At 73.1% G+C, this 19,006-nt stretch carries 16 protein-coding genes; 6 read left to right on the top strand and 10 right to left on the bottom strand.

Translation table 11 applies throughout. From position 1 onward, the window contains the following. The 6 genes from C1I99_RS16715 to C1I99_RS16690 form a co-directional block, all read right to left on the bottom strand. Positions 1 to 1,036 (bottom strand): arginase family protein (locus tag C1I99_RS16715; RefSeq protein ID WP_233512548.1); only part of this gene is annotated, 1,036 nt, incomplete at its 3' end. 66 nt (positions 1,037 to 1,102) lie between these two features. Next, a complete protein-coding gene (locus C1I99_RS16710; RefSeq protein WP_111135145.1) occupies positions 1,103 to 2,020 on the bottom strand; it encodes a tetratricopeptide repeat protein in 918 nt (305 codons plus the stop codon). Positions 2,021 to 2,236: 216 nt separating this feature from the next. Continuing rightward, a complete protein-coding gene (gene icmA / locus C1I99_RS16705; protein WP_111135144.1) occupies positions 2,237 to 3,925 on the bottom strand; it encodes a coenzyme B12-dependent isobutyryl-CoA mutase large subunit in 1,689 nt (562 codons plus the stop codon). Positions 3,926 to 4,045: 120 nt separating this feature from the next. Then, positions 4,046 to 4,459 carry an Asp23/Gls24 family envelope stress response protein gene (locus C1I99_RS16700; protein ID WP_111135143.1) on the bottom strand — a complete coding sequence of 138 codons (414 nt, stop codon included), beginning with the start codon at positions 4,457 to 4,459 and terminating at the stop codon, positions 4,046 to 4,048. Between the two features lie 80 nt (positions 4,460 to 4,539). Continuing rightward, on the bottom strand, positions 4,540 to 5,475 hold the full coding sequence (gene meaB / locus C1I99_RS16695; protein WP_438941417.1) for a methylmalonyl Co-A mutase-associated GTPase MeaB: 936 nt from the start codon (positions 5,473 to 5,475) through the stop codon (positions 4,540 to 4,542). 65 nt (positions 5,476 to 5,540) lie between these two features. After that, a complete protein-coding gene (locus tag C1I99_RS16690) occupies positions 5,541 to 6,740 on the bottom strand; it encodes an acetyl-CoA C-acetyltransferase (protein WP_111135141.1) in 1,200 nt (399 codons plus the stop codon). 62 nt (positions 6,741 to 6,802) lie between these two features. Here C1I99_RS16690 and mce point away from each other — a divergent pair, with 62 nt between their 5' ends. From mce to C1I99_RS16660, 6 genes are all read left to right on the top strand, one after another. Further along, a complete protein-coding gene (gene mce / locus C1I99_RS16685) occupies positions 6,803 to 7,273 on the top strand; it encodes a methylmalonyl-CoA epimerase (protein WP_111135140.1) in 471 nt (156 codons plus the stop codon). Between the two features lie 285 nt (positions 7,274 to 7,558). Further along, positions 7,559 to 8,914 carry a crotonyl-CoA carboxylase/reductase gene (ccrA, locus tag C1I99_RS16680; RefSeq protein ID WP_111135148.1) on the top strand — a complete coding sequence of 452 codons (1,356 nt, stop codon included), beginning with the start codon at positions 7,559 to 7,561 and terminating at the stop codon, positions 8,912 to 8,914. A 288-nt stretch (positions 8,915 to 9,202) separates the two neighbouring features. Then, positions 9,203 to 10,459 carry a DivIVA domain-containing protein gene (locus C1I99_RS16675; protein ID WP_111135139.1) on the top strand — a complete coding sequence of 419 codons (1,257 nt, stop codon included), beginning with the start codon at positions 9,203 to 9,205 and terminating at the stop codon, positions 10,457 to 10,459. A gap of 174 nt (positions 10,460 to 10,633) precedes the next feature. After that, positions 10,634 to 12,769, top strand: coding sequence for a coiled-coil domain-containing protein (locus C1I99_RS16670; protein ID WP_111135138.1), 2,136 nt, complete (start codon positions 10,634 to 10,636; stop codon positions 12,767 to 12,769). A 51-nt stretch (positions 12,770 to 12,820) separates the two neighbouring features. After that, positions 12,821 to 13,141: a DUF397 domain-containing protein gene (locus tag C1I99_RS34605; protein WP_325049213.1), complete on the top strand. Its 321-nt coding sequence runs from the start codon at positions 12,821 to 12,823 to the stop codon at positions 13,139 to 13,141. Between the two features lie 154 nt (positions 13,142 to 13,295). Continuing rightward, positions 13,296 to 14,402 carry an AI-2E family transporter gene (locus tag C1I99_RS16660; protein WP_233512549.1) on the top strand — a complete coding sequence of 369 codons (1,107 nt, stop codon included), beginning with the start codon at positions 13,296 to 13,298 and terminating at the stop codon, positions 14,400 to 14,402. A gap of 82 nt (positions 14,403 to 14,484) precedes the next feature. Here C1I99_RS16660 and C1I99_RS16655 read toward each other — a convergent pair whose 3' ends face one another. The 4 genes from C1I99_RS16655 to C1I99_RS16640 form a co-directional block, all read right to left on the bottom strand. Further along, entirely contained in the window at positions 14,485 to 15,297 is an 813-nt protein-coding gene (locus tag C1I99_RS16655) for an alpha/beta hydrolase (protein WP_111135136.1), read from the bottom strand. 66 nt (positions 15,298 to 15,363) lie between these two features. Continuing rightward, a complete protein-coding gene (locus tag C1I99_RS16650) occupies positions 15,364 to 15,690 on the bottom strand; it encodes an Rv1322 family protein (protein ID WP_233512547.1) in 327 nt (108 codons plus the stop codon). A gap of 102 nt (positions 15,691 to 15,792) precedes the next feature. Next, positions 15,793 to 17,583 (bottom strand): 3-hydroxyacyl-CoA dehydrogenase family protein, encoded by a 1,791-nt coding sequence (locus C1I99_RS16645; RefSeq protein ID WP_111135134.1) that lies wholly within the window; start codon positions 17,581 to 17,583, stop codon positions 15,793 to 15,795. Positions 17,584 to 17,755: 172 nt separating this feature from the next. Next, entirely contained in the window at positions 17,756 to 18,814 is a 1,059-nt protein-coding gene (locus C1I99_RS16640) for an alpha/beta hydrolase (protein ID WP_111135146.1), read from the bottom strand. Positions 18,815 to 19,006 lie beyond the last annotated feature (192 nt).

Genomic DNA, 19,006 nt, shown 5'->3' with positions numbered 1-19,006 from the left:
GGATGGCGCCGGGCCGGACGGCGATACCGGGAAGGCCGGCGCCCCGCCGCGGGGCCGGAGTGACGCTCGACGGGGCCGGAGCGGTGGAGGGGCCGGGAAGCAACCGGGGTGGCTGCGCCTCCGGCGCGGAGACCGGGCGCAGCCCCGCCACCACCGTGTTGACGATCTCAGCCGCGTACGCGCCGTCCGGGTCGTAGTCGGGGTCGAAGACGGTCAGCTCGACGCCGAGGCAGTGCGGGGTGTCCACCAGGCCGGCGAGCAGGATCTCCAGCTCGGCGAAGGCGATCCCGCCCGGGTCGGGCGCGTCGACCGCCGGCATCACGGCCGGGTCCAGCACGTCCACGTCGATGTGCACCCAGTAGCCGGCGCAGTCGGCGAGTTGCTCGTGCGCCCACTGGGCGGTCCGCGCGGCGCCCTCGGCGCGCAGCGCCGGCACCGGGCGGGTGATGATCCCGGCAGCCTGGAGGTCGAGCCGGTACTCGTCCTGCGCCCGGATGCCCAGCACCACCACGTCGACGTCCCGGAAGTAGGGGCGCCGCCCCTCGATGGCGGCCAGGTCAGCCTGCCCCCGCCCGGTGACCAGGGCGAGGTCCTCACCGGCCGCGGCGCCGACGTACGAGGCGTTGCCGGGGTGCCGGAAGTCGGAGTGGCCGTCGACGAAGACCAGCCCGATCCGGCCGCCGACCGCCTCGCCGAGCCGGTGCATGGCCAGCGCCGCGCCGAGCAGGATCGAGCAGTCCCCACCGAGCACCAGCGGAAACTCTCCACGGTCGATGATCGCGCCGATCCGCTCGGCAAGCGCCGCCGAGTAGTCGGCGATCTCCCGGGCGTGGCAGACCCCGTCGCCGGGCCGCCAGTCGCCCGGGTCGTAGCGCGGCGGCGTCAGGCAGCCGGCGTCCCTGGCCCGCAGCCGGGCCAGCAGGCCGTGGTCGCGCAGCGCGCCGGGCGCCTTGGCGCAGCCGGGGACGGAACTGGGCGTGGGCGGGCGCAGCCCCAGGTTGGTCGGCGCGTCGAGGACGGCGATCCGGCGCATCATGGGCTCCCGTCCTCGGTGGTCGGGCGGGCCGGCCGGTACGCCGGCCCGCGCTGGCGTGCTACGTGCTCAGAACAGGGCGCTGGCCAGCGCCCGGCGGGCCGAGGCGACCGCGGGGTCCTCCGGTCCGGCGACGGTGAACAGGCCGACCAGGTGCTGGCGTACCTTCTCCCGGTCGTCGCCGGCGGTGCGGCGGACCAGGGCCACCAGGCGGGTGTACGCCGCCTCGGCCTGGCCGCTGAGCACCTCGATGTCGGCGGCGAGCAGCTGGGCGTCGACGTCGTCGGGGTTCGCCTGGGCGGCGGCGAGCGCCGCGGCCGGGTCGGCGCCGGCCACCCGCCGGGCCAGCCCGACCTGGGCGAGCCCCGCCTCCGCCGCGGCGTCCGCCGGCGAATCGGCGAGGATCTTGCGGTAAGCCCGCTCGGCCGTGTCGAGGTCGCCGCTCATCAGCGCGTCGTCGGCCTCGTCGAGGCGGGGGTCGGTCGGCGCGGCGACGCTCACCCCACCGGCCTTGAGTACGGCCTGGATCCACTGCCGCAGCTGCGCCTCCGGCACCACCCCGGAGAAGGCGTCGACCGGCTGGCCGCCGACCACCGCGTAGACCATCGGGATGCCCTGCACCCGGAACATCTGGGCGATGCGCGGGTTGGCGTCCACGTCGACCTTGGCGAGCACCCAGGCCCCGCCGCCCTCCACGGCCAGCCGCTCCAGCACCGGGGAGAGCTGCTTGCACGGCTCGCACCACTCGGCCCAGAAGTCGACGACCACCGGTGTGCTCAGCGAACGTTCGAGGACCTCGGACTGGAAAGTCGCCTCGGTCACGTCGATGACGGTGACGCCGCCGACGGCGCCGCCGGGCGCCCCGGCGGGGGGACCGGCCTGGGCCGGTGCGGCACTCGGTGCGGAGGTCGGTGTGGGGGTGCGCAGCGCGCTGAGGTCGACCGCGCCGCGGGTGAAGATCGACGAGGTGATCCGTGGGTCGCTCATGGTTACCTAGTCTCGCACGCAACCCGCCGAACTCAGATTAACCGCGACGGCGACAGTTGCAACTCTCACCCCTGCTCACCACCCCTGCCCACGCCTGCCCCCGCGCCTTCCCGCGATCGTGCAGCCCCGGCCCAGGTTCTGCGGCCTTCATACCGTTTCGACCGGGTCAGCGGTGCACGATCGCGGAGAGTGGAGAGGAGAGCAGGGGCGGGGGCGTCAGAAGCGGGCGGGTTCGCGGTAGACGCCCCACTCGGCGCGCAGGGCGTCGCAGATCTCGCCGAGGGTAGCCTCGGCGCGGACCGCGTCGAGCATCGCCGGAACCATGTTCTCCCCGGTACGGCTGACCTCGACCATCCGGGTCAGCGCGGCCTTCACCGCGGCGTCGTCCCGGGCCGCCTTCCGCTCCGCCAGCACGCGGCGCTGCTCCAGCTCCACCTCGTGGGAGATGCGCAGAATCTCCAGGTCCTTGGCGACCGTGGCGGTGTGGCAGTTGACTCCGACGATCTTCTTGTCGCCCTTCTCCAGCGCCTGCTGGTAGACGAAGGCCGACTCGGCGATGTGACCGGTGAACCAGCCGTCCTCGATGCCGCGCAGGATGCCGGAGGTCATCGGGCCGATCTGGTGCGGGCCGTCCCCGCCGAGCTGCCTGATCCGGGCGAAGATCTCCTCTGCCTCCGCCTCGATCTTGTCGGTGAGCGCCTCGATGTACCAGGAGCCGCCGAGCGGGTCCGCCACGTTGGTCACCCCGGTCTCCTCCATCAGCACCTGCTGGGTACGCAGGGCGATCTCGGCGGACTCGTCGGTGGGCAGCGCGAGCGTCTCGTCCAGGGCGTTGGTGTGCAGCGAGTTGGTGCCGCCGAGTACCGCGGCGAGCGCCTCCACGGCGGTGCGTACCACGTTGTTGATCGGTTGCTGGGCGGTCAGCGACACCCCGGCGGTCTGCGTGTGGAACCGCAGCCAGAGCGCCTTCTCGCTGGTGGCGCCGTAGACGTCGCGCAGCCAACGGGCCCAGATCCGGCGGGCGGCCCGGAACTTGGCGATCTCCTCGAAGAAGTCGACGTGCGAGTCGAAGAAGAAGCTCAGCCCGGGGGCGAAGACGTTGACGTCCAGGCCCCGCGACAGCCCCAGCTCGACGTAGCCGAACCCGTCGGCGAGGGTGTACGCCAGTTCCTGCGCGGCGGTCGCTCCGGCCTCCCGAATGTGGTAGCCGGAGACCGACAGCGGCTTGTATCGGGGGATCTGGTGGGCGCAGTACTCCATCAGGTCGCCGATCAGGCGCAGGTGCGGCTCGGGGTCGAAAAGCCACTCCTTCTGCGCGATGTACTCCTTGAAGATGTCGGTCTGCAGCGTCCCGTCCAGGGTGGACAGGTCGGCGCCCTGCCGCTCGGCGGCGACCAGGTACATGCAGAACACCGGCACCGCCGGGCCGGAGATGGTCATCGAGGTGGTGACCCCGGCCAGGTCGATGCCGTCGAAGAGCATCTCCATGTCGGCGGCGCTGTCCACCGCGACGCCGCAGTGCCCCACCTCGCCGAGCGACTGCGGGTCGTCGGAGTCGCGCCCCATGAGGGTCGGCATGTCGAAGGCGACCGAGAGCCCGCCGCCGCCGGCGCCCAGGATCATCTTGTAGCGCTCGTTGGTCTGCCGGGCGTTGCCGAAGCCGGCGAACTGCCGGATCGTCCAGGTCCGCCCGCGGTAGCCGGTCGGGTAGAGACCCCGGGTGTACGGATACTCGCCCGGCCAGCCGATCCGCTCGAAGCCCGGGTAGGCGACACCGTCCGGGGGCCCGTAGACCGGGTCGACGGGAATCCCGGAGAGCGTGGTGAAGTCGCCGTCCCGCTTGCGCGCGGCGTCGTAGCGGGCCTGCCAGCGTGCCCGTCCGGCAGCGATCTCGTCGGCGTTCATCCGCAGGGCTCCTCCTCGGGTCCTCAACTGCACGTCGAGTGTAGAGCCCTGACCTGAACGATCGCTAAGGAAACTCGTACCGAGCGGTAACCTGGACCGCCGTGACGCTGCGGGACGGGGTCAGGCCGTCGGTACGGCAGGCCCGCCGAGCGCCACGTCATCGACCCGGATGTTGACCTCGTCCACCCGCAGTCCGTACGCCTCGACCGCCTCGGTCACCGTCACCCGGACCGCCTCGGTCACCTCCGGCACCGTACGGCCCGCCTCGATCACGATCACCAGATTGATCACCGCCGCGCCCTGGGTGACGTGCGCCGAGCAGCCGCGCCGGGCGTCGCCGACCTGGTCGAGCCCCACCCGGTCGAGCACCGCGTTGAAGAACCGGGCTACGTCGCCACCCAGCTCGGTCACCCCGGGCACCGAGCGGGCGGCGACCACCGCGATCTTCTCCACCACTTCGTCCGAGACGGTGGTCGTCCCGCCCGCCACCGCGTCCGGCGTCACCGACAGCTCCTGCGTCGCCTCGTCAGTCATGGTCTCCCCACACCGTCGTCCGCCCACGGGTCCGTGGCGCGCTGCGAGCGTACTAGGCGGGACGGTCCGCAGTGGACCGGTCAGCTCGCGAGCTGGGCGAGCAGCTCGTCGGCCGCCGCGTACGGGTCGAGGGAACCCTCGGCCACCTTCGCGGCCAGCGCCGGCAACTCCGTACCGTCACGCAACGAGCCGATCCGGTCGCGCAGCGTGCCGAGCGCGATCGCCTCGATCTCGGCGGCGGCCCGCGCCTCCTGCCGGCGGTGCAGCTCGCCGTGCTCGACCAGCCAACCGCGGTGCTTGTCGATCGCGGCCGCGATGTCATCGATACCCTCGCCCCGGGCGGCGACAGCCCGCACCACCTGCGGCCGCCACTGCCCCGGCCCGCGCTCGCCGAGGGCGATCATGCCCTGGATGTCGCGGACGGTGGCGTCGGCGCCATCCCGGTCGGCCTTGTTCACCACGAAGACGTCGGCGATCTCCAGGATGCCGGCCTTGACCGCCTGGATCGCGTCGCCCATGCCGGGGGCGAGCAGCACCAGCGTGGTGTCGGCCAGCGAGGCGACCTCCACCTCCGCCTGCCCGACGCCGACGGTCTCCACCAGCACCACGTCGCAGCCGGCCCCCTCCAGCACCCGGACCGCCTGCGGGGTGGCCGCGGAGAGCCCGCCGAGGTGGCCGCGGCTGGACATCGAGCGGATATACACGCCCGGGTCGGTGGCGTGGTCCTGCATCCGGACCCGGTCGCCGAGGATCGCCCCGCCCGTGAACGGGCTGGACGGGTCGATCGCCAGGACGCCCACCCGGTGGCCCCGAACGCGCAGCGCCCGGACCAACTCGTTGGTGGTGGTCGACTTGCCCACACCGGGCGACCCGGTCAGCCCCACCACCTGGGCCTGGCCCGCGTACGGCGCGAGCGCCGCGGCGATCCGCGGCAGCGTCTCGTCGCCGGACTCGACCAGGGTGATCAGCCGGGCCACCGCGCGCGGATCCCCCGCGCGCGCCCGCTCGACCAGCATCGGCACGTCCCGGCTACGGCGCACCGATCCGGTGACCGCCGCCGGGACGCTCTCGACCGACTCGCTCACTGACCGCCCTCGGCGGGGGCCGGGACGTGGATGATCAGCGCGTCGCCCTGGCCGCCGCCGCCGCAGAGCGCCGCCGCGCCGGTGCCGCCGCCGCGCCGCTTGAGCTCCAGCGCGAGGGTGAGCACCAGCCGGGCGCCGGACATGCCGATCGGGTGGCCCAGCGCGATCGCCCCGCCGTTGACGTTGACCTTGTCCGGGCTGACCCCCAGATCACGGGTGGACTGGATACCGACCTGCGCGAACGCCTCGTTGATCTCGATCAGGTCCAGGTCACCGACGGTCAGGCCGGCCTTCTTCAGGGCGTGCTGAATGGCGTTGGACGGCTGCGAGTGCAGGGAGTTGTCCGGGCCGGCGACGTTGCCGTGCGCGCCGATCTCGGCCAGCCAGGTCAGTCCCAGCTCCTTGGCCTTGGCCTTGCTCATCACGACCACGGCGGCGGCACCGTCGGAGATCGGCGACGAGCTGCCGGCGGTGATCGTCCCATCCTTGGCGAACGCGGGGCGCAGTTTGGCCAGCGACTCGGCCGTGGTGTCCGGCCGGATGCCCTCGTCCTCGCTGATCACCAGCGGGTCGCCCTTGCGCTGCGGGATGACCACCGGGGCGATCTCGTCGGCGAAGTGACCGTTCTTCTGCGCGGCCGCGGCCCGCTGGTGGCTGGCGGCGGCGAAGGCGTCCTGCTCGGCGCGGGAGATGCCGTGCTTGGCGCCGAGCCGCTCGGTGGACTCGCCCATCGAGCAGCAGTCCCAGGCGTCGGTGAGCCCGTCCAGCGCCATGTGGTCCTTGACCACCACGTCGCCGTACTTGTAGCCGCCGCGCTGGCCGAGCAGCAGGTGCGGGGCGTTGGTCATCGACTCCATGCCGCCTGCCACCACGATGTCGAACTCGCCGGCGCGGATCAGCTGGTCGGCCAGGGCGATGGCGTCCAGGCCGGAGAGGCAGACCTTGTTGATGGTCAGCGCCGGTACGGACATCGGGACGCCCGCCTCGACGGCCGCCTGGCGGGCCGGGATCTGCCCGGCACCGGCCTGCAGCACCTGACCCATGATCACGTACTGGACCTGCTCGGGGGCGACGCCGGCGCGCTCCAGCGCCGCCTTGATCGCCACGCCGCCGAGCTTGGTCGCGGGGAGGTCCTTGAGGTTGCCCAGCAGGCGCCCCATGGGGGTCCGCGCGCCGCTGACGATCACCGAAGCCATACCTGCCTCCGAGGGGGGTGCCGACCTGTACGCCTTAACGATTGTTCGGCCAGACTAGCGCCATGGCTGAGAACTCCCCCGTCGAGCCCGCTGCGGACTACGTCACAGACATCGGGCTGCGCCGCATCGACCACGTCGGCGTCGCCGTGGCCGACCTGGACGCGGCGATCGACTTCTACCAGCGCACCTTCGGCATGCGGTGCGTACACGTCGAGACCAACACCGAGCAGGGCGTACGCGAGGCGATGCTGGCGGTCGGCCCCACCACGGAGGGTGGCTGCGTGCAACTGCTCGCCCCACTGACACCGGAGTCGACCATCGCCAAGTTCCTGGACCGCAACGGCCCGGGTGTGCAGCAGGTGGCGTACACGGTGGCCGACATCGACGTGGCCTGCGCGGCGCTGCGCGAGCGGGGCGTACGCCTGCTCTACGACACGCCGAAGCGCGGCACGGCGAACTCGCGGATCAACTTCGTGCACCCCAAGGACGCGGGTGGCGTCCTGGTCGAGCTGGTCGAGCCGGCCACGCACTGACCGGCGGCTCGGGCCCTCGTCGCCACCCTGGCGGGGGCCCGGCGGGCCCGGCCGAGCGCGGGGGTGCGCGGTTCGACGTTCACCCACACAGCTCCACGCATCGGTCAATGCAGTTTTTCACAGAGGGCTTCCGGCCCTAGCTACCGTTCAGTAGCGTCCGGCCCCACAGGAGCGCGGCCGGTGCCGGATGTGTCGGATGCCGACATGGTGGTCGGCCCGCACCGGCGCCGACGATGGCAGCACCCAGGCCAGATGTGCGCGGGTGCGGACGAACGGGAGGTCACCGTGCAGGACATCCTCGAAGCGATCATGGCGGCGGAGGGCTCCGACCGGCCGGAACGGGAACTCGCCGGCCTCGCCGGGCTGGCGGTACCGGAGTCGTACCGCGGTGTCGTGGTGCGCGCCGACGAGACCCGGATGTTCGAGGGCATGGCCACCCGGGACAAGGATCCGCGCAAGGCGCTGCACGTGCAGGAGGTGCCGACCCCCGAGCTCGGCCCGGGCGAGGCCCTGGTCGCCGTGATGGCGAGCGCGATCAACTACAACACGGTCTGGACCAGCATCTTCGAGCCGCTGCCGACCTTCAAGTTCCTCCGGCGCTACGGCCGGCTGTCCGAGCTGACCAAGCGACACGACCTGCCATACCACGTGGTCGGCTCGGACGCGGCCGGCGTGGTGCTGCGCACCGGTCCCGGGGTGACCCGGTGGTCCGCCGGCGACGAGGTGGTCGCGCACTGCCTGTCGGTGGAGTTGGAGGACGCGGCCGGGCACGACGACACCATGCTCGACCCGCAGCAGCGGATCTGGGGCTTCGAGACCAACTTCGGCGGCCTCGCCGAGCTGGCCGTGGTCAAGGCCAACCAGCTGATGCCCAAGCCCCGGCACCTGAGCTGGGAGGAGGCGGCCAGCCCCGGCCTGGTGAACTCGACCGCGTACCGGCAGCTGGTCTCGCACCACGGGGCGAACATGAAGCAGGGCGACGTGGTGCTGATCTGGGGCGCCTCCGGCGGCCTGGGCGGCTACGCCACCCAGATGGCGCTGAACGGCGGGGCCATCCCGGTCTGCGTGGTCTCCTCCCCGGACAAGGCCGAGCTGTGCCGGAAGATGGGCGCCGAGCTGGTCATCGACCGAGCCGCGGAGGGCTTCCGGTTCTGGCAGGACGAGCACACCCAGGACCAGGACGAGTGGCGCCGCTTCGGCGAGCGGATCCGCGAGCTGACCGGCGGCGAGGACCCGGACATCGTCTTCGAGCACCCGGGCCGGGAGACCTTCGGCGCCAGCGTCTACGTGACCAAGCGCGGCGGCACCATCGTCACCTGCGCCTCCACCAGCGGCTACCAGCACCAGTACGACAACCGCTACCTGTGGATGCACCTCAAGCGGATCGTCGGCAGCCACTTCGCCAACTACCGCGAGGCGTGGGAGGCCAACCGCCTGGTGGCGCTGGGCCGGATCCACCCCACCGTGTCGAAGACGTACGACCTGGAGCAGACCGGCCAGGCCGCGTACGAGGTGCACCGCAACGCGCACCAGGGCAAGGTCGGGGTCCGCTGCCTCGCCCCCGCCGACGGGCTCGGGGTCCGCGACCGCGAGCTGCGCTCCCGGCACGAGGAAGCGATCAACCGGTTCCGCGGCCACTGACCCGACGGGCGAGGCGGCGCCGACCATTGCGGTAACCGCCATTGCCTTTTCGTCGGCGGGCGCGATGCGCTCATTCGAGTGACACCGACGAGGACGGAACAAAGGGTCGCGGGGCTTCCCCGCGACCCTTTTCCGGGTCACGCTGCGTGGCGTCCGACCCGCCCGGGACCTGCCAAGATCGCCGATTGGTCCGGTCCCGAGGCCACCCCGAGTTGACCATGTAAAGAGGACACGAAAGCTCGGCACCGCTCTTGCGAAGCACCCTGGGGCGTCTGCCACTATGTCCCAATGCCCCAGCAGCAGTCCTCCCCTCTTGCGTTCTTCGATAACGCGAACTCGCAGCCCGACTTCACCGTTGGCCTGCGCGGATACAACACCGGGCAGGTCGATGACTTCATCGGCCGGCTGACCGCCGCGCTGACCCAGTCCGAGCAGGCTCGCGCGGAGTCCGAGCAGCGGATGAACGACGCGCAGCGTCGGCTCCGCCAGGCCGAGCAGCGCATGAGTGCGCTGGAGCAGAAGCTCACCGACACCAACAAGCAGCTCGAGGAGAACAGCCGGCCGACCCTCTCCGGCCTCGGCACCCGCGTCGAGCAGATCCTGCGGCTGGCCGAGGAGCAGGCCAACGACCACCGCAACGAGGCCAAGCGCGAGTCGGAGGGCATCCTCTCCGCCGCCCGCCTCGAGGCGCGGGAGATCACCGACAAGGCACGGGCCGAGGCGGCGGCGATGAAGGCCACCGCCGAGCGGGAGGCGGGCAGCGTCCGCACCGCCGCCGAGCGGGAGGCGGCCGAGGTCCGCGTCCAGGCCCGGCGCGAGGCCGACACGCTGCGCGCCGACGCCGAGCGGGAGACCAAGCAGCTGCGTACGGTCACCGCGCACGAGGTCGCCGAGCTCAAGTCCACCGTCGAGCGGGAGGTGGCGACCCTGCGGGCCACCGCCGAGCGGGAGATCACCCAGCTGCGGGCGAAGGCGGCCCGCGAGGCCGAGGAGAAGCGCGCCGAGGCGACCAAGCTGCTCACCGACGCCCGCGACAAGCGCGACAAGGACCTCCAGGCCCTGGAGCTTCAGCTCGCCGAGCGCCGGGAGAAGGCCGAGCGCGAGGAGTCGGAACGGCACGCCGCGCAGGTGGCGCAGACGCAGAAGCTGGTCAGCGAGGCCGAGCAGCGGGCCCGGGCCGCGCAGGAGCGGGCCAAGGAGATCGAGCAGCGGGCCGAGGCGCGCCGGGTCGAGTCCGAGCGCACCGCCGCCGAGACGGTCGAGAAGGCCAAGGCGCTGGCCGAGAAGACGCTCAACGAGGCGAAGGCCGAGTCGAAGCGCCTGCTGACCGAGGCCCGTACCGAGGCAGAGCTGACCACCCAGGCCGCCCGCCGCGAGGTCGAGGACCTCACCCGGCAAAAGGACGCGGTCACCTCGCAGCTGGGCCAGATGCTCTCCGGCCTCGCCGGCATCGTGCCGGGCACCGGCCCGGCGCAGGCCGCCCAGCCGGAGGTCAAGAAGGCCGACGACGCCGACGGGCGGGTGGCTGCCGAGACGGCCAACTGATCGGCCCGGCGGGGGCATGAGCCACGGCGCGGGGTGACACCGGGTGACCGGTGGCACCCCGCGCCGTCAGCGCTTCCCAGCTTCTGAAACGCCGTCGATACGGTGGGTGAATCAGCTCCCATCCGGGGCGTCCGTATCGCCCCAGCAGGGCCCGATGCGTGTGAGGATGGGGGCATGTCGCACGGCGAGGAACTGTTCGCCCTCGGCGGGGACGTGACCACGGAGCCCAGCTTCGAGTCCGCTCTGCGGGGGTACGAGAAACGTCAGGTCGACCGGTACGTCGCTCGGGCGGAGCACGAGATCGCCACCCTGGCCGCCGAACGGGAACAGGCCTACACGCAGATCCACAAGCTGGCCGGCCAGGTCGAGGTGCTCCAGCGCGACCTCGCCAACGTGCGCAAGCAGATCGGGGTGGTGGACCGCGCCTCGTTCCGGCACCTGGGCCCCCGGGTGGAGCAGATCCTCACCCTCGCCGAGGAGCAGGCCGAGGCGATCCTGAGCGCCGCCAGCGAGGAGATCCAGGCCCGCCGGGCCGCCGCCGAGCACATCATCGACGAGGCCCGGGAGCAGGCCGCCAAGGCGCTCAAGGACTTCGAGATCGCGCTGGCCGCCCGCCGCGCCGAGGAGGAGCGGCACACCGCGGCCCGCAAGGCCGAGGCGGACGCCGCGGTCAAGGCGGCCAGGGACGAGGCCGCGCAGCTGCGCAGGACCGCCCACGACGCGCTGACCAAGGCCCAGCAGGAGGCCACCCAGCTGCGGGACACGGCCAAGGAGATCCACAACCGAGCCCAGCAGGAGGCGATCAAGCTGCGCGAGGCGGCCCGCGAGGCGCACGCCAAGGCCCAGCAGGAGGCCACCCAGTTGCGGGACGCGGCCAAGGAGGTGCACGCCAAGGCCCAGCAGGAGGCGAAGCGCCTGATCGAGCAGGCCACCGAGGCGGGCCGGGCCACCCACGCCAAGGCGCAGCGGGAAGCCAAGCAGATCATCGACGACGCCGCCGACGCCGGCCGGGCCACCCGCAACAAGGCCCGGCAGGAGGCGGAGCGGCTCACCACCCAGGCGGCCGAGGCGGCCAAGCGCAGCCGCGCCGAGACGGAGGCGTACGTCCAGCGCATGCACGCCGAAACCGAGGCGTACGTGCAGCATGCCCGGGCGCAGACGCAGCAGGAGCTGGGCGCTTGGCGGGCCGGGGTGGAGCAGGAGGTGAACAGCCGCCGCGAGGCTGCCGACCGCGAGCTGGCCCAGCGCCGCGCGACCGCCGACCAGGAGTTCGCCAAGCGCCGCGACGAGCTGGAGAAGCAGTACAAGACCCGGGCCGCCGAGCTGGAACAGCGGCACAAGTCCCGGCACGACGAGCTGGAGTCCGGGTTCGAGGCGCGCGGCGCGACGCTGGAGTCCGAGTACACCGCCCGGAAGAACGAGATCGAGCAGGGCGCCGACCGGGTCCGCCAGGCCGCCGAGCAGGACGCCACCACCATGCGCCGGCAGGCCGAGGAACAGGCCGCGGAGCTGCTCCGCCAGGCGGAGGCGGAGGCGGCCGAGAAGCGACACACGGCCGACGAGCACGTCGCCACCTCGCGCCGGCAGTTCGAGGAGTACGCCGCCACCACCCAGCAGCACCTCGCCACCACCCAGCAGCACCTCGCCGCGACGCAGCAGGAGGCCGCCGCCGGCCGGCAGCAGCTCGCCCAGGTCATGCTGGAGATCGCCCAGGCCCAGCAGCAGCTCGCCGACCTGCGGCAGGAGACCTGGCAGTCCCGGCAGGAGTCCGACGAACTCCAGCGGCAGCTGGCCGAGTTGCGGTTGCAGCTGCCGCCCGGTGGCGACGGCGCCACCGCCGCCGCGCCGGCTCCCGCGGCCGGGGCGTCGACGCCCGCCGGAACGGGCAGGCCCGGCGCGACCACCGGCGGGGCGGGCAAGCCCGAGCCGGTCGGCGCGACCACCGGCGGCACCACCGGCAAGCCCGAGCCGGTCGGCACAGCCACCGGCGGCACCACCGGCAAGCCCGCGCCCGGCGACGCCGGGAAGGTCGAGCCGGCGGAGGCCGGCCGGCCGGCGGCCGGGCGGATCGAGCCGGCCAACACCGACCAGTCGGGCAACGGCAAGGTCGGCACGGTGGGCACCGTCGACCGCGGCCCCGCCGAGGGGGTGGACGGCGAGCCGACGGTGGCGGCCGTCCCGGGTGAGGCCGGGCGTGGCGCCACCCCGACGAAGATCACCAGCACCGGCGAGAACGGCAAGCGGCCGGCCAAGCCGACCACCGACGAACGCAGTGCCAAGCCGAGCAAGGTCGTCGTCGAGAAGGACTGATCCGGCCCCGGGCCCCGGAGCGCACCACCGCGTCCCGCCCGCCGCACGGCGATCGGCTCGGCCCGCGGCAGGCGCGGCATTGCCGGCCACCGGCACACCCACCGGCCGGAGCCCGAGTCGGTCCCCCTGGCCGCCAGCCGCCGACGATCGGTCGGAACGGGATCCAGCCCACCAGCCGCGCGAAACAGCAAGGACCCCGCCGGGCCCGTGCTGGTCATCGCGCCCGCCGCGTGGCGCGCTGTCGTCGCGTTCGCCCGCGCGGGCTGGTCTACTACCTCCGGGCGGACAACCCTCCCCCGGGCGCGGCTCGGACGGAAGCTGATCGAAGGAGATCCTGGTGGCCCAGGACGGACCGACGACGGACGAGCCTGACCCGGGCCGGGCCGGGCCACCGGAGCCGGCCCCGGAACCGGAGCAGCCCACACCGGGAGCGGCCCCCTCCGCGCCCGGACGGACACCCACCCCGGCCGCTGCCGACCCGGCGGCGAACCGGGCGCCGGAGCCCAGGGACGATCCGCTGGGCGCGCTGTTCCCCGATCGGGAAACCGCGCAGGGGGTGGCCCCGCTGCCGCCGGCCGGCGGGCCGGGACGGTTCGGCACGCCCGGCCGTCCGTTGCGGCGCAGCAGTTTCCTGGTCGGTTTCACCGGCGCGCTCGGCGTGCTGCTCGCGTACGCCGTCTATCTGGGCCTGCGCAACGCGGCCGGCATCCTGGTCCTGGTGCTCATCGCGCTCTTCCTGGCGGTGGGCCTCAACCCCGCGGTGGCACGGCTGCGCTCGTTCGGGCTGCCCCGCGGGCTGGCCGTGGCGGCCGTCGCGCTGATCGTGCTGCTGCTGCTCTGCGGCGGCGTGTTCGCCCTGGTGCCGCCGATCGTCACCCAGTCCGGGCAGTTCGTCGACCAGTTGCCGAGCTACGTCGACGCGCTGCGCCGCAATGAGACCGTCAACGAACTCATCGAGCGGTACGACCTGATGGAGCGGGTGCAGAGCGCCGCGAACGCGGACACCGTCGGGCGGGCCCTTGGCGGGGTGCTCGGCGGCGCCCAGCTCATCTTCGGCACGATCTTCCGGGCCCTGACCGTGCTGGTGCTGACCATCTACTTCCTGGTCTACTTCGACAAGCTTCGCGCGCTCGGCTACGCGCTGGTCCCGGCCTCCCGGCGGGAGCGGGTGCAGCTGATCGGCGACGAGATCCTGGCCAAGGTCGGCGCGTACATGGTGGGGGCGCTCAGCATCGCCGTCCTGGCCGGGGCGAGCACCTTCGTGTTCGCGCTGATCGTCGGGTTGCCGTACCCCTTCGCCCTGGCCGTGGTGGTCGCAGTGGCCGACCTGATCCCGCAGATCGGCGCCACCCTCGGTGCGGTGATCGTCAGCCTGGTCGGCTTCGCCACCGACCTGCCGGTCGGCATCGCCTGCGTGGTGTTCTTCGTGATCTACCAGCAGGTGGAGAACTACCTCATCTACCCCAAGATCATGCGACGTTCGGTCGAGGTCAACGAGGTCGCCGCCCTGCTGGCGGCGCTGCTCGGGGTGGCGCTGCTGGGCGTCGTGGGCGCGCTGATCGCCATCCCGACCGTGGCCGCGATCCAGCTGATCCTGCGCGAGGTGGTCTTCCCGCGGCAGGACTCCCGCTGACCCACCCCGGCGGCCACCCGGAGCCGGCCACCCCGCCGGCCACCCGGGGTCGCCCCGCCGGCCGGGGCCGGCGTCCGCCCGCTCAGCCGCCTGCGCCGGCGGGCGGCGGGCCGGGCACCGGCCGGTCCGCGAAGGCAGCCACCGTCCGGTTGGCGTACGCGCTGGCGTCGCCGGTCTCCATCGGGCCGTCCCAGGTGGTGGGCAGCGGCACGGTGGCGGCCGGGTTGACCCGGCGGACCACCTCGTCCAGCACGGTCTCGGCGTCGCCGACCCAGAGGTGCTTCGCCCCCGGCACCCCGACCACCTCGGCCTGCGGCACCACGGCGAAGCGCTCCCGGGCCTCGTCCGGACGCAGGTAGTCGTCGAACTCCGGCACGAGCGCGGTCAGCGGGCGGCCGGCGGAGGCCCAGTGCGCCAGGTCCTCGGCGGTGGAGAAACGCAGCGGCGGGGAGAGCAGGATCGCGCCGGCCACCGCCGGGTCGCAGCCGTACTTGAGCACCAGGTCGGTGCCGAACGACCAGCCGAGCAGCCAGATGTTCGGCAGCTCGTGGAACTCGGCGTACTCGATGGCGGCGGCGACGTCGAAGCGCTCGCCGACCGCCGCGTCGAACGCGCCCTCACTGGTGCCGCGCACGCTGCTGGTGCCCCGGGTGTTGAACCGGAGCACGGCCAGGTCGGCCAACGCGGGCAGCCGCCAGGCCGCCTTGCGGAATACGTGACTGTCCATCATCCCGCCGTGCGTGGGCAGCGGATGCAGGCAGACGAGGGTGGCCACCGGGTCGCGGTCCAGCGGGCGGGCCAGCTCGCCCACCAGCCGCAGACCGTCCGCGGTGTGCAGCTCGATGTCCTCGCGGCGCCCGGGCAGGATGGAGGAGGCGCGGATCGGAGTGCTCACCCCCCAAGTCTGGCGCGGCCCGCCCGGCGCCGCCCGCCGGGGCGGAAACCGGGTGATCCAGATCGCTCAGCCGTGGCGGGGGGCACCGCGCCCGCGCTGGACCACCGGCCCGCGCCGGTCCCGCGCTCGCCAGCAGCCGCTGTGCCAGTGCCGCCGGTCGGTCAGGTCACCCCGGCCGTCCGCCGGCCAGGCCACCACGTGCGCAACCCCGGGCCGGATCTCCTGGTCGCAGCCCGGGCAACGGTACGTCTTGACCGACGCCCCGCCGCTGATCCCGCGTACCTGCCACTCGCCGTCGCGCCACTGCTGCACCGAGGCGACACCCTGCCGCACCCGGTCGGCATCCAGGTGCGCGGTGTCGTCACGGCGGGGACGGTTGCGACGCGGGCTCACGCTTCCCAAGCGTACGGCCGGACGGCCGGCCTCCGGTCGGGGGTCGGGCGGCGCCGGAGGCCCGGAACCCGGTGGACGCCGCGCCACCGGGCCGAGCGGCGCTCAGCGGCGGGTGTGGTCGCGGAAGCCCCGGCCGCTCTTGCGGCCCAGGTAACCGGCGGTGACCAGATGCTCCAGCAGCGGTGCCGGGGCGAAGCCGGGCTCCCGCAGCTCCAGGTAGAGCTCCCGCTGGATGGCCAGCGAGACGTCCAGGCCGACCACGTCGAGCAGCTCGAACGGACCCATCGGGTAGCCGCAGCCAAGCTTCATCGCGTGGTCGATGTCGTCGGCGGTGGAGTAGCTCGCCTCCAGCATCTTCACCGCGTCGTTGAGGTACGGGAAGAGCAGCGCGTTGACGATGAACCCGGACCGGTCGCCGCAGACCACCCCGGTCTTGCCCAGCGCCGCGCAGACCGCGCGGGCGGTGGCGGTGGTCTCCGCCGAGGTGCGGATGGTCTGCACGATCTCGACCAACGGCATGATCGGCGCCGGGTTGAAGAAGTGCAGGCCGACCACGTCGGCCGGGCGCTGGGTGGCCATCGCCACGTCGATCACCGGCAGCGACGAGGTGGTGGTGGCTAGCACCACGCCCGGCTTGCAGATCTCGTCGAGGCTGGCGAAGAGGGCCTTCTTGACGCTGAGCTCCTCGACCACCGCCTCGACCACCAGGTCGACGTCGGCGAGGTGCTCCAGGGTGGCCGACCAGTTGATCCGGCCCAGCGCCGCGTCCCGGTCGGCCTCGCTGAGCTTGCCCCGTACCACGCCCTTGTTCAGCGACGTCTTGACCGCCTCGAAGACCTTGGCGGACTTCTCCGCCCCCCGGGTCACCGAGACGACCTCATAGCCGGCCTTGGCGAAGACCTCGATGATGCCGGTGGCCATCGTGCCGGAGCCGACCACGCCGACCTTCGCGATGCCCCGGGCGCCGTCGGCGAGCGCCGACTCCGCCGCCACCGGCGTCTGCTCGTCTGGTACGACCACCGGCGAGCCCGGCCGCTCGTAGGTGTAGAAGCCCCGGCCGGACTTGCGGCCGAGTAGCCCGGCGGTGACCATCTGCTTGATCAGCGGCACCGGGGCGTGCCGGCGGTCCCGCCCGCCGCGCCGGTACATGGTGTCCAGGATCTCGTACGCGGTGTCCAGGCCGATGAGGTCCATCAGCGCGAGCGGGCCCATCGGCAGGCCGCAGCCGAGCTTCATGGCGGCGTCGATGTCCTCGCGGGTGGCGTAGCGCGACTCGAACATGCTGACGGCGTGGTTCAGGTAGCCGAACAGCAGGGCGTTGGCGATGAACCCGGCGCGGTCGTTGATGGTGACGTCGACCTTGCCGAGCCGCTCGCAGAGCGCCTCGACGTCGGCGACCACCTCGGCCGAGGTGACCACCGTGCGGACCACCTCGACCAGCTTCATGACGGGCGCCGGGTTGAAGAAGTGGATGCCGATGACCTGGTTGGGCCGGGTGGTGGCGACGGAGATCTCGGTGACGCTCAGCGACGACGTGTTGGTCGCCAGGATGGCCTCCGGCTTGCAGACCCGGTCCAGTTCGGCGAAGATCCGCTGCTTCAGGTCCAGGTGCTCGGGGACGGCCTCGATCACCAGGTCCACCGAGTGCAGGGCGTCCAGCCCGACCGCGAAGGTCACCCGGCTCAGCAGCGCGTCCCGGTCCGCCGCGGCGAGCTTGCCCTTGGCCACCGCCCGATCGGTCGAGCCGGTGAGGGTGGCCCGGCCGCGCTCCAGCGCGCCGTCGGAGATTTCCACCGCGACGACATCGATGCCGTTGCGCGCGAAGACCTCGACGATGCCGGCACCCATGGTGCCCAGACCCACAACGCCCACGCTGGTGAACTCGCGCGCCACGACCGGCCTCCCCAATGCTCCGCACGGCCGCATGAACGGCCACTAAGGTTATGCGCGCGAGTCTGCCACGTGACCGTGGGTTGTCGAGACGCCGTGGGATATTTCACGACCACGGGCCGGGCGGGGTCGTGGCGTCGACAGTCGTCGCGGCGGGCGGGGCCCGGAGGCGGGGTCAGGCCGGCTGGCCGGCCAGCCGGAGCAGCTCGGTGACGAACTCGGCCGGCCGCTCCAGGTGCGGGCTGTGCCCGCAGCCGGGGAGAAGCACCTCCCGGTACGCGCCGCCGGCCGCCGCGTACCGGTCGAGCACCGCCCGGGTCTGACCCACCATCGGCTGCGGCGGGCAGGCCGCCTCTCCCGGCCAGCCGGGCACCACACCCAGCGACCCGAGGTACGCCAGGTCGAACAGCGAGATGTCCGAGACGATCACGTCGGCGTCCCCGTGGATCCAGGTGACCGGCGGCTTGTCGGCGACGGCGACCAGTTCGTCGGCGATCCGGAAGTGCGCCGGGGCGAGCGCGTTCAGCACGCCGCGCCGCCCCGCGGCGGTACCCGGCCAGGTCTCCGACGGCACCGCGGTGCCCGGGTAGTTGTCGTCGCCGGTGGCGGTGGACAGAACACTGTCCAGCAGCAACTCCTCGTCGTCGCCGAGCGCGGCCGGGTCGGCCACGTAGGCGGTGCGCAGCACGGCACGCGGGCTGGTCGGGCCGTCCGCACCACGGTCACCGGCGGCCAGCCGCTTGACGAAGTCCGGGTTGGCCGTGCCGGCGCCGGTGCCGGCGAAGTCGGGGGTGGTGGGCGTACCGGCCAGGTCGCGGGTGCCGCCGAAGCCGTACGGCGACACGGGCGCGGAGAGCAGCAGCCCGACGACCCGGTGCGGATGGTCGACCAGCAGTCGCATGGCCACTCCCCCGCCGAGCGAGTGGCCGGCCACCACCGGCCGGGTGTCGGTGGGGAACAACGACCGGTCGTCGAGCAGGGCGGCGACGTCGTCGGCGAAGTCGGTCAGTCCCCGGGTGGCGTCCACCGGGGCGGTCTCGGTGTCGCCGTAGCCGCGCAGGTCGGGGGCGACGACCCGGAGGGTGGCCGGCAGGCGCCGGACCAGCGGGTCCCAGAACAGCGCGGACGAGCAGTTGCCGTGGATGAGCAGCACCGGCACGCCGTCCGGCGGCCCGGCCACCCGTACCGCCTGGGTGATCCCGTTCGCCGATCCGACCCACTGCTCGATCTCCATCCGCGGGATGCTGCCACGCCCGTCCACGCCCGACCATGGGCCCGACCACCATGAACCGGGGGCCGGCGGTGTGCCCGCCCCGCCGGGTGTGGCAGCACCTCGATGTCGGCGCCTGCGGCTGGCTCGTACTCGCCCCTGCGGGCCGGTCACCCGCCGGCGGCCGGGCGGGCGGCGGGTGCGTCAGGGCCGAGG

It is taken from the genome of Micromonospora deserti, from assembly GCF_003236335.1.
GTDB classification, from domain to species: domain Bacteria; phylum Actinomycetota; class Actinomycetes; order Mycobacteriales; family Micromonosporaceae; genus Micromonospora; species Micromonospora deserti.
Note: the sequence above shows the minus strand (reverse complement) of the source record. Positions and strands in the feature narration are given on the sequence as shown.

What these genes read in the sequence shown, in the direction of transcription:
- C1I99_RS16710 (WP_111135145.1), bottom strand. Translation starts at nt 2,020, where the DNA reads ATGAGCGACCCACGGATCACCTCGTCGATCTTCACCCGCGGCGCGGTC.
- icmA (WP_111135144.1), bottom strand. Translation starts at nt 3,925, where the DNA reads ATGAACGCCGACGAGATCGCTGCCGGACGGGCACGCTGGCAGGCCCGC.
- C1I99_RS16700 (WP_111135143.1), bottom strand. Translation starts at nt 4,459, where the DNA reads ATGACTGACGAGGCGACGCAGGAGCTGTCGGTGACGCCGGACGCGGTG.
- meaB (WP_438941417.1), bottom strand. Translation starts at nt 5,475, where the DNA reads ATGCTGGTCGAGCGGGCGCGCGCGGGGGATCCGCGCGCGGTGGCCCGG.
- C1I99_RS16690 (WP_111135141.1), bottom strand. Translation starts at nt 6,740, where the DNA reads ATGGCTTCGGTGATCGTCAGCGGCGCGCGGACCCCCATGGGGCGCCTG.
- mce (WP_111135140.1), top strand. Translation starts at nt 6,803, where the DNA reads ATGGCTGAGAACTCCCCCGTCGAGCCCGCTGCGGACTACGTCACAGAC.
- C1I99_RS16675 (WP_111135139.1), top strand. Translation starts at nt 9,203, where the DNA reads ATGCCCCAGCAGCAGTCCTCCCCTCTTGCGTTCTTCGATAACGCGAAC.
- C1I99_RS16670 (WP_111135138.1), top strand. Translation starts at nt 10,634, where the DNA reads ATGTCGCACGGCGAGGAACTGTTCGCCCTCGGCGGGGACGTGACCACG.
- C1I99_RS16640 (WP_111135146.1), bottom strand. Translation starts at nt 18,814, where the DNA reads ATGGAGATCGAGCAGTGGGTCGGATCGGCGAACGGGATCACCCAGGCG.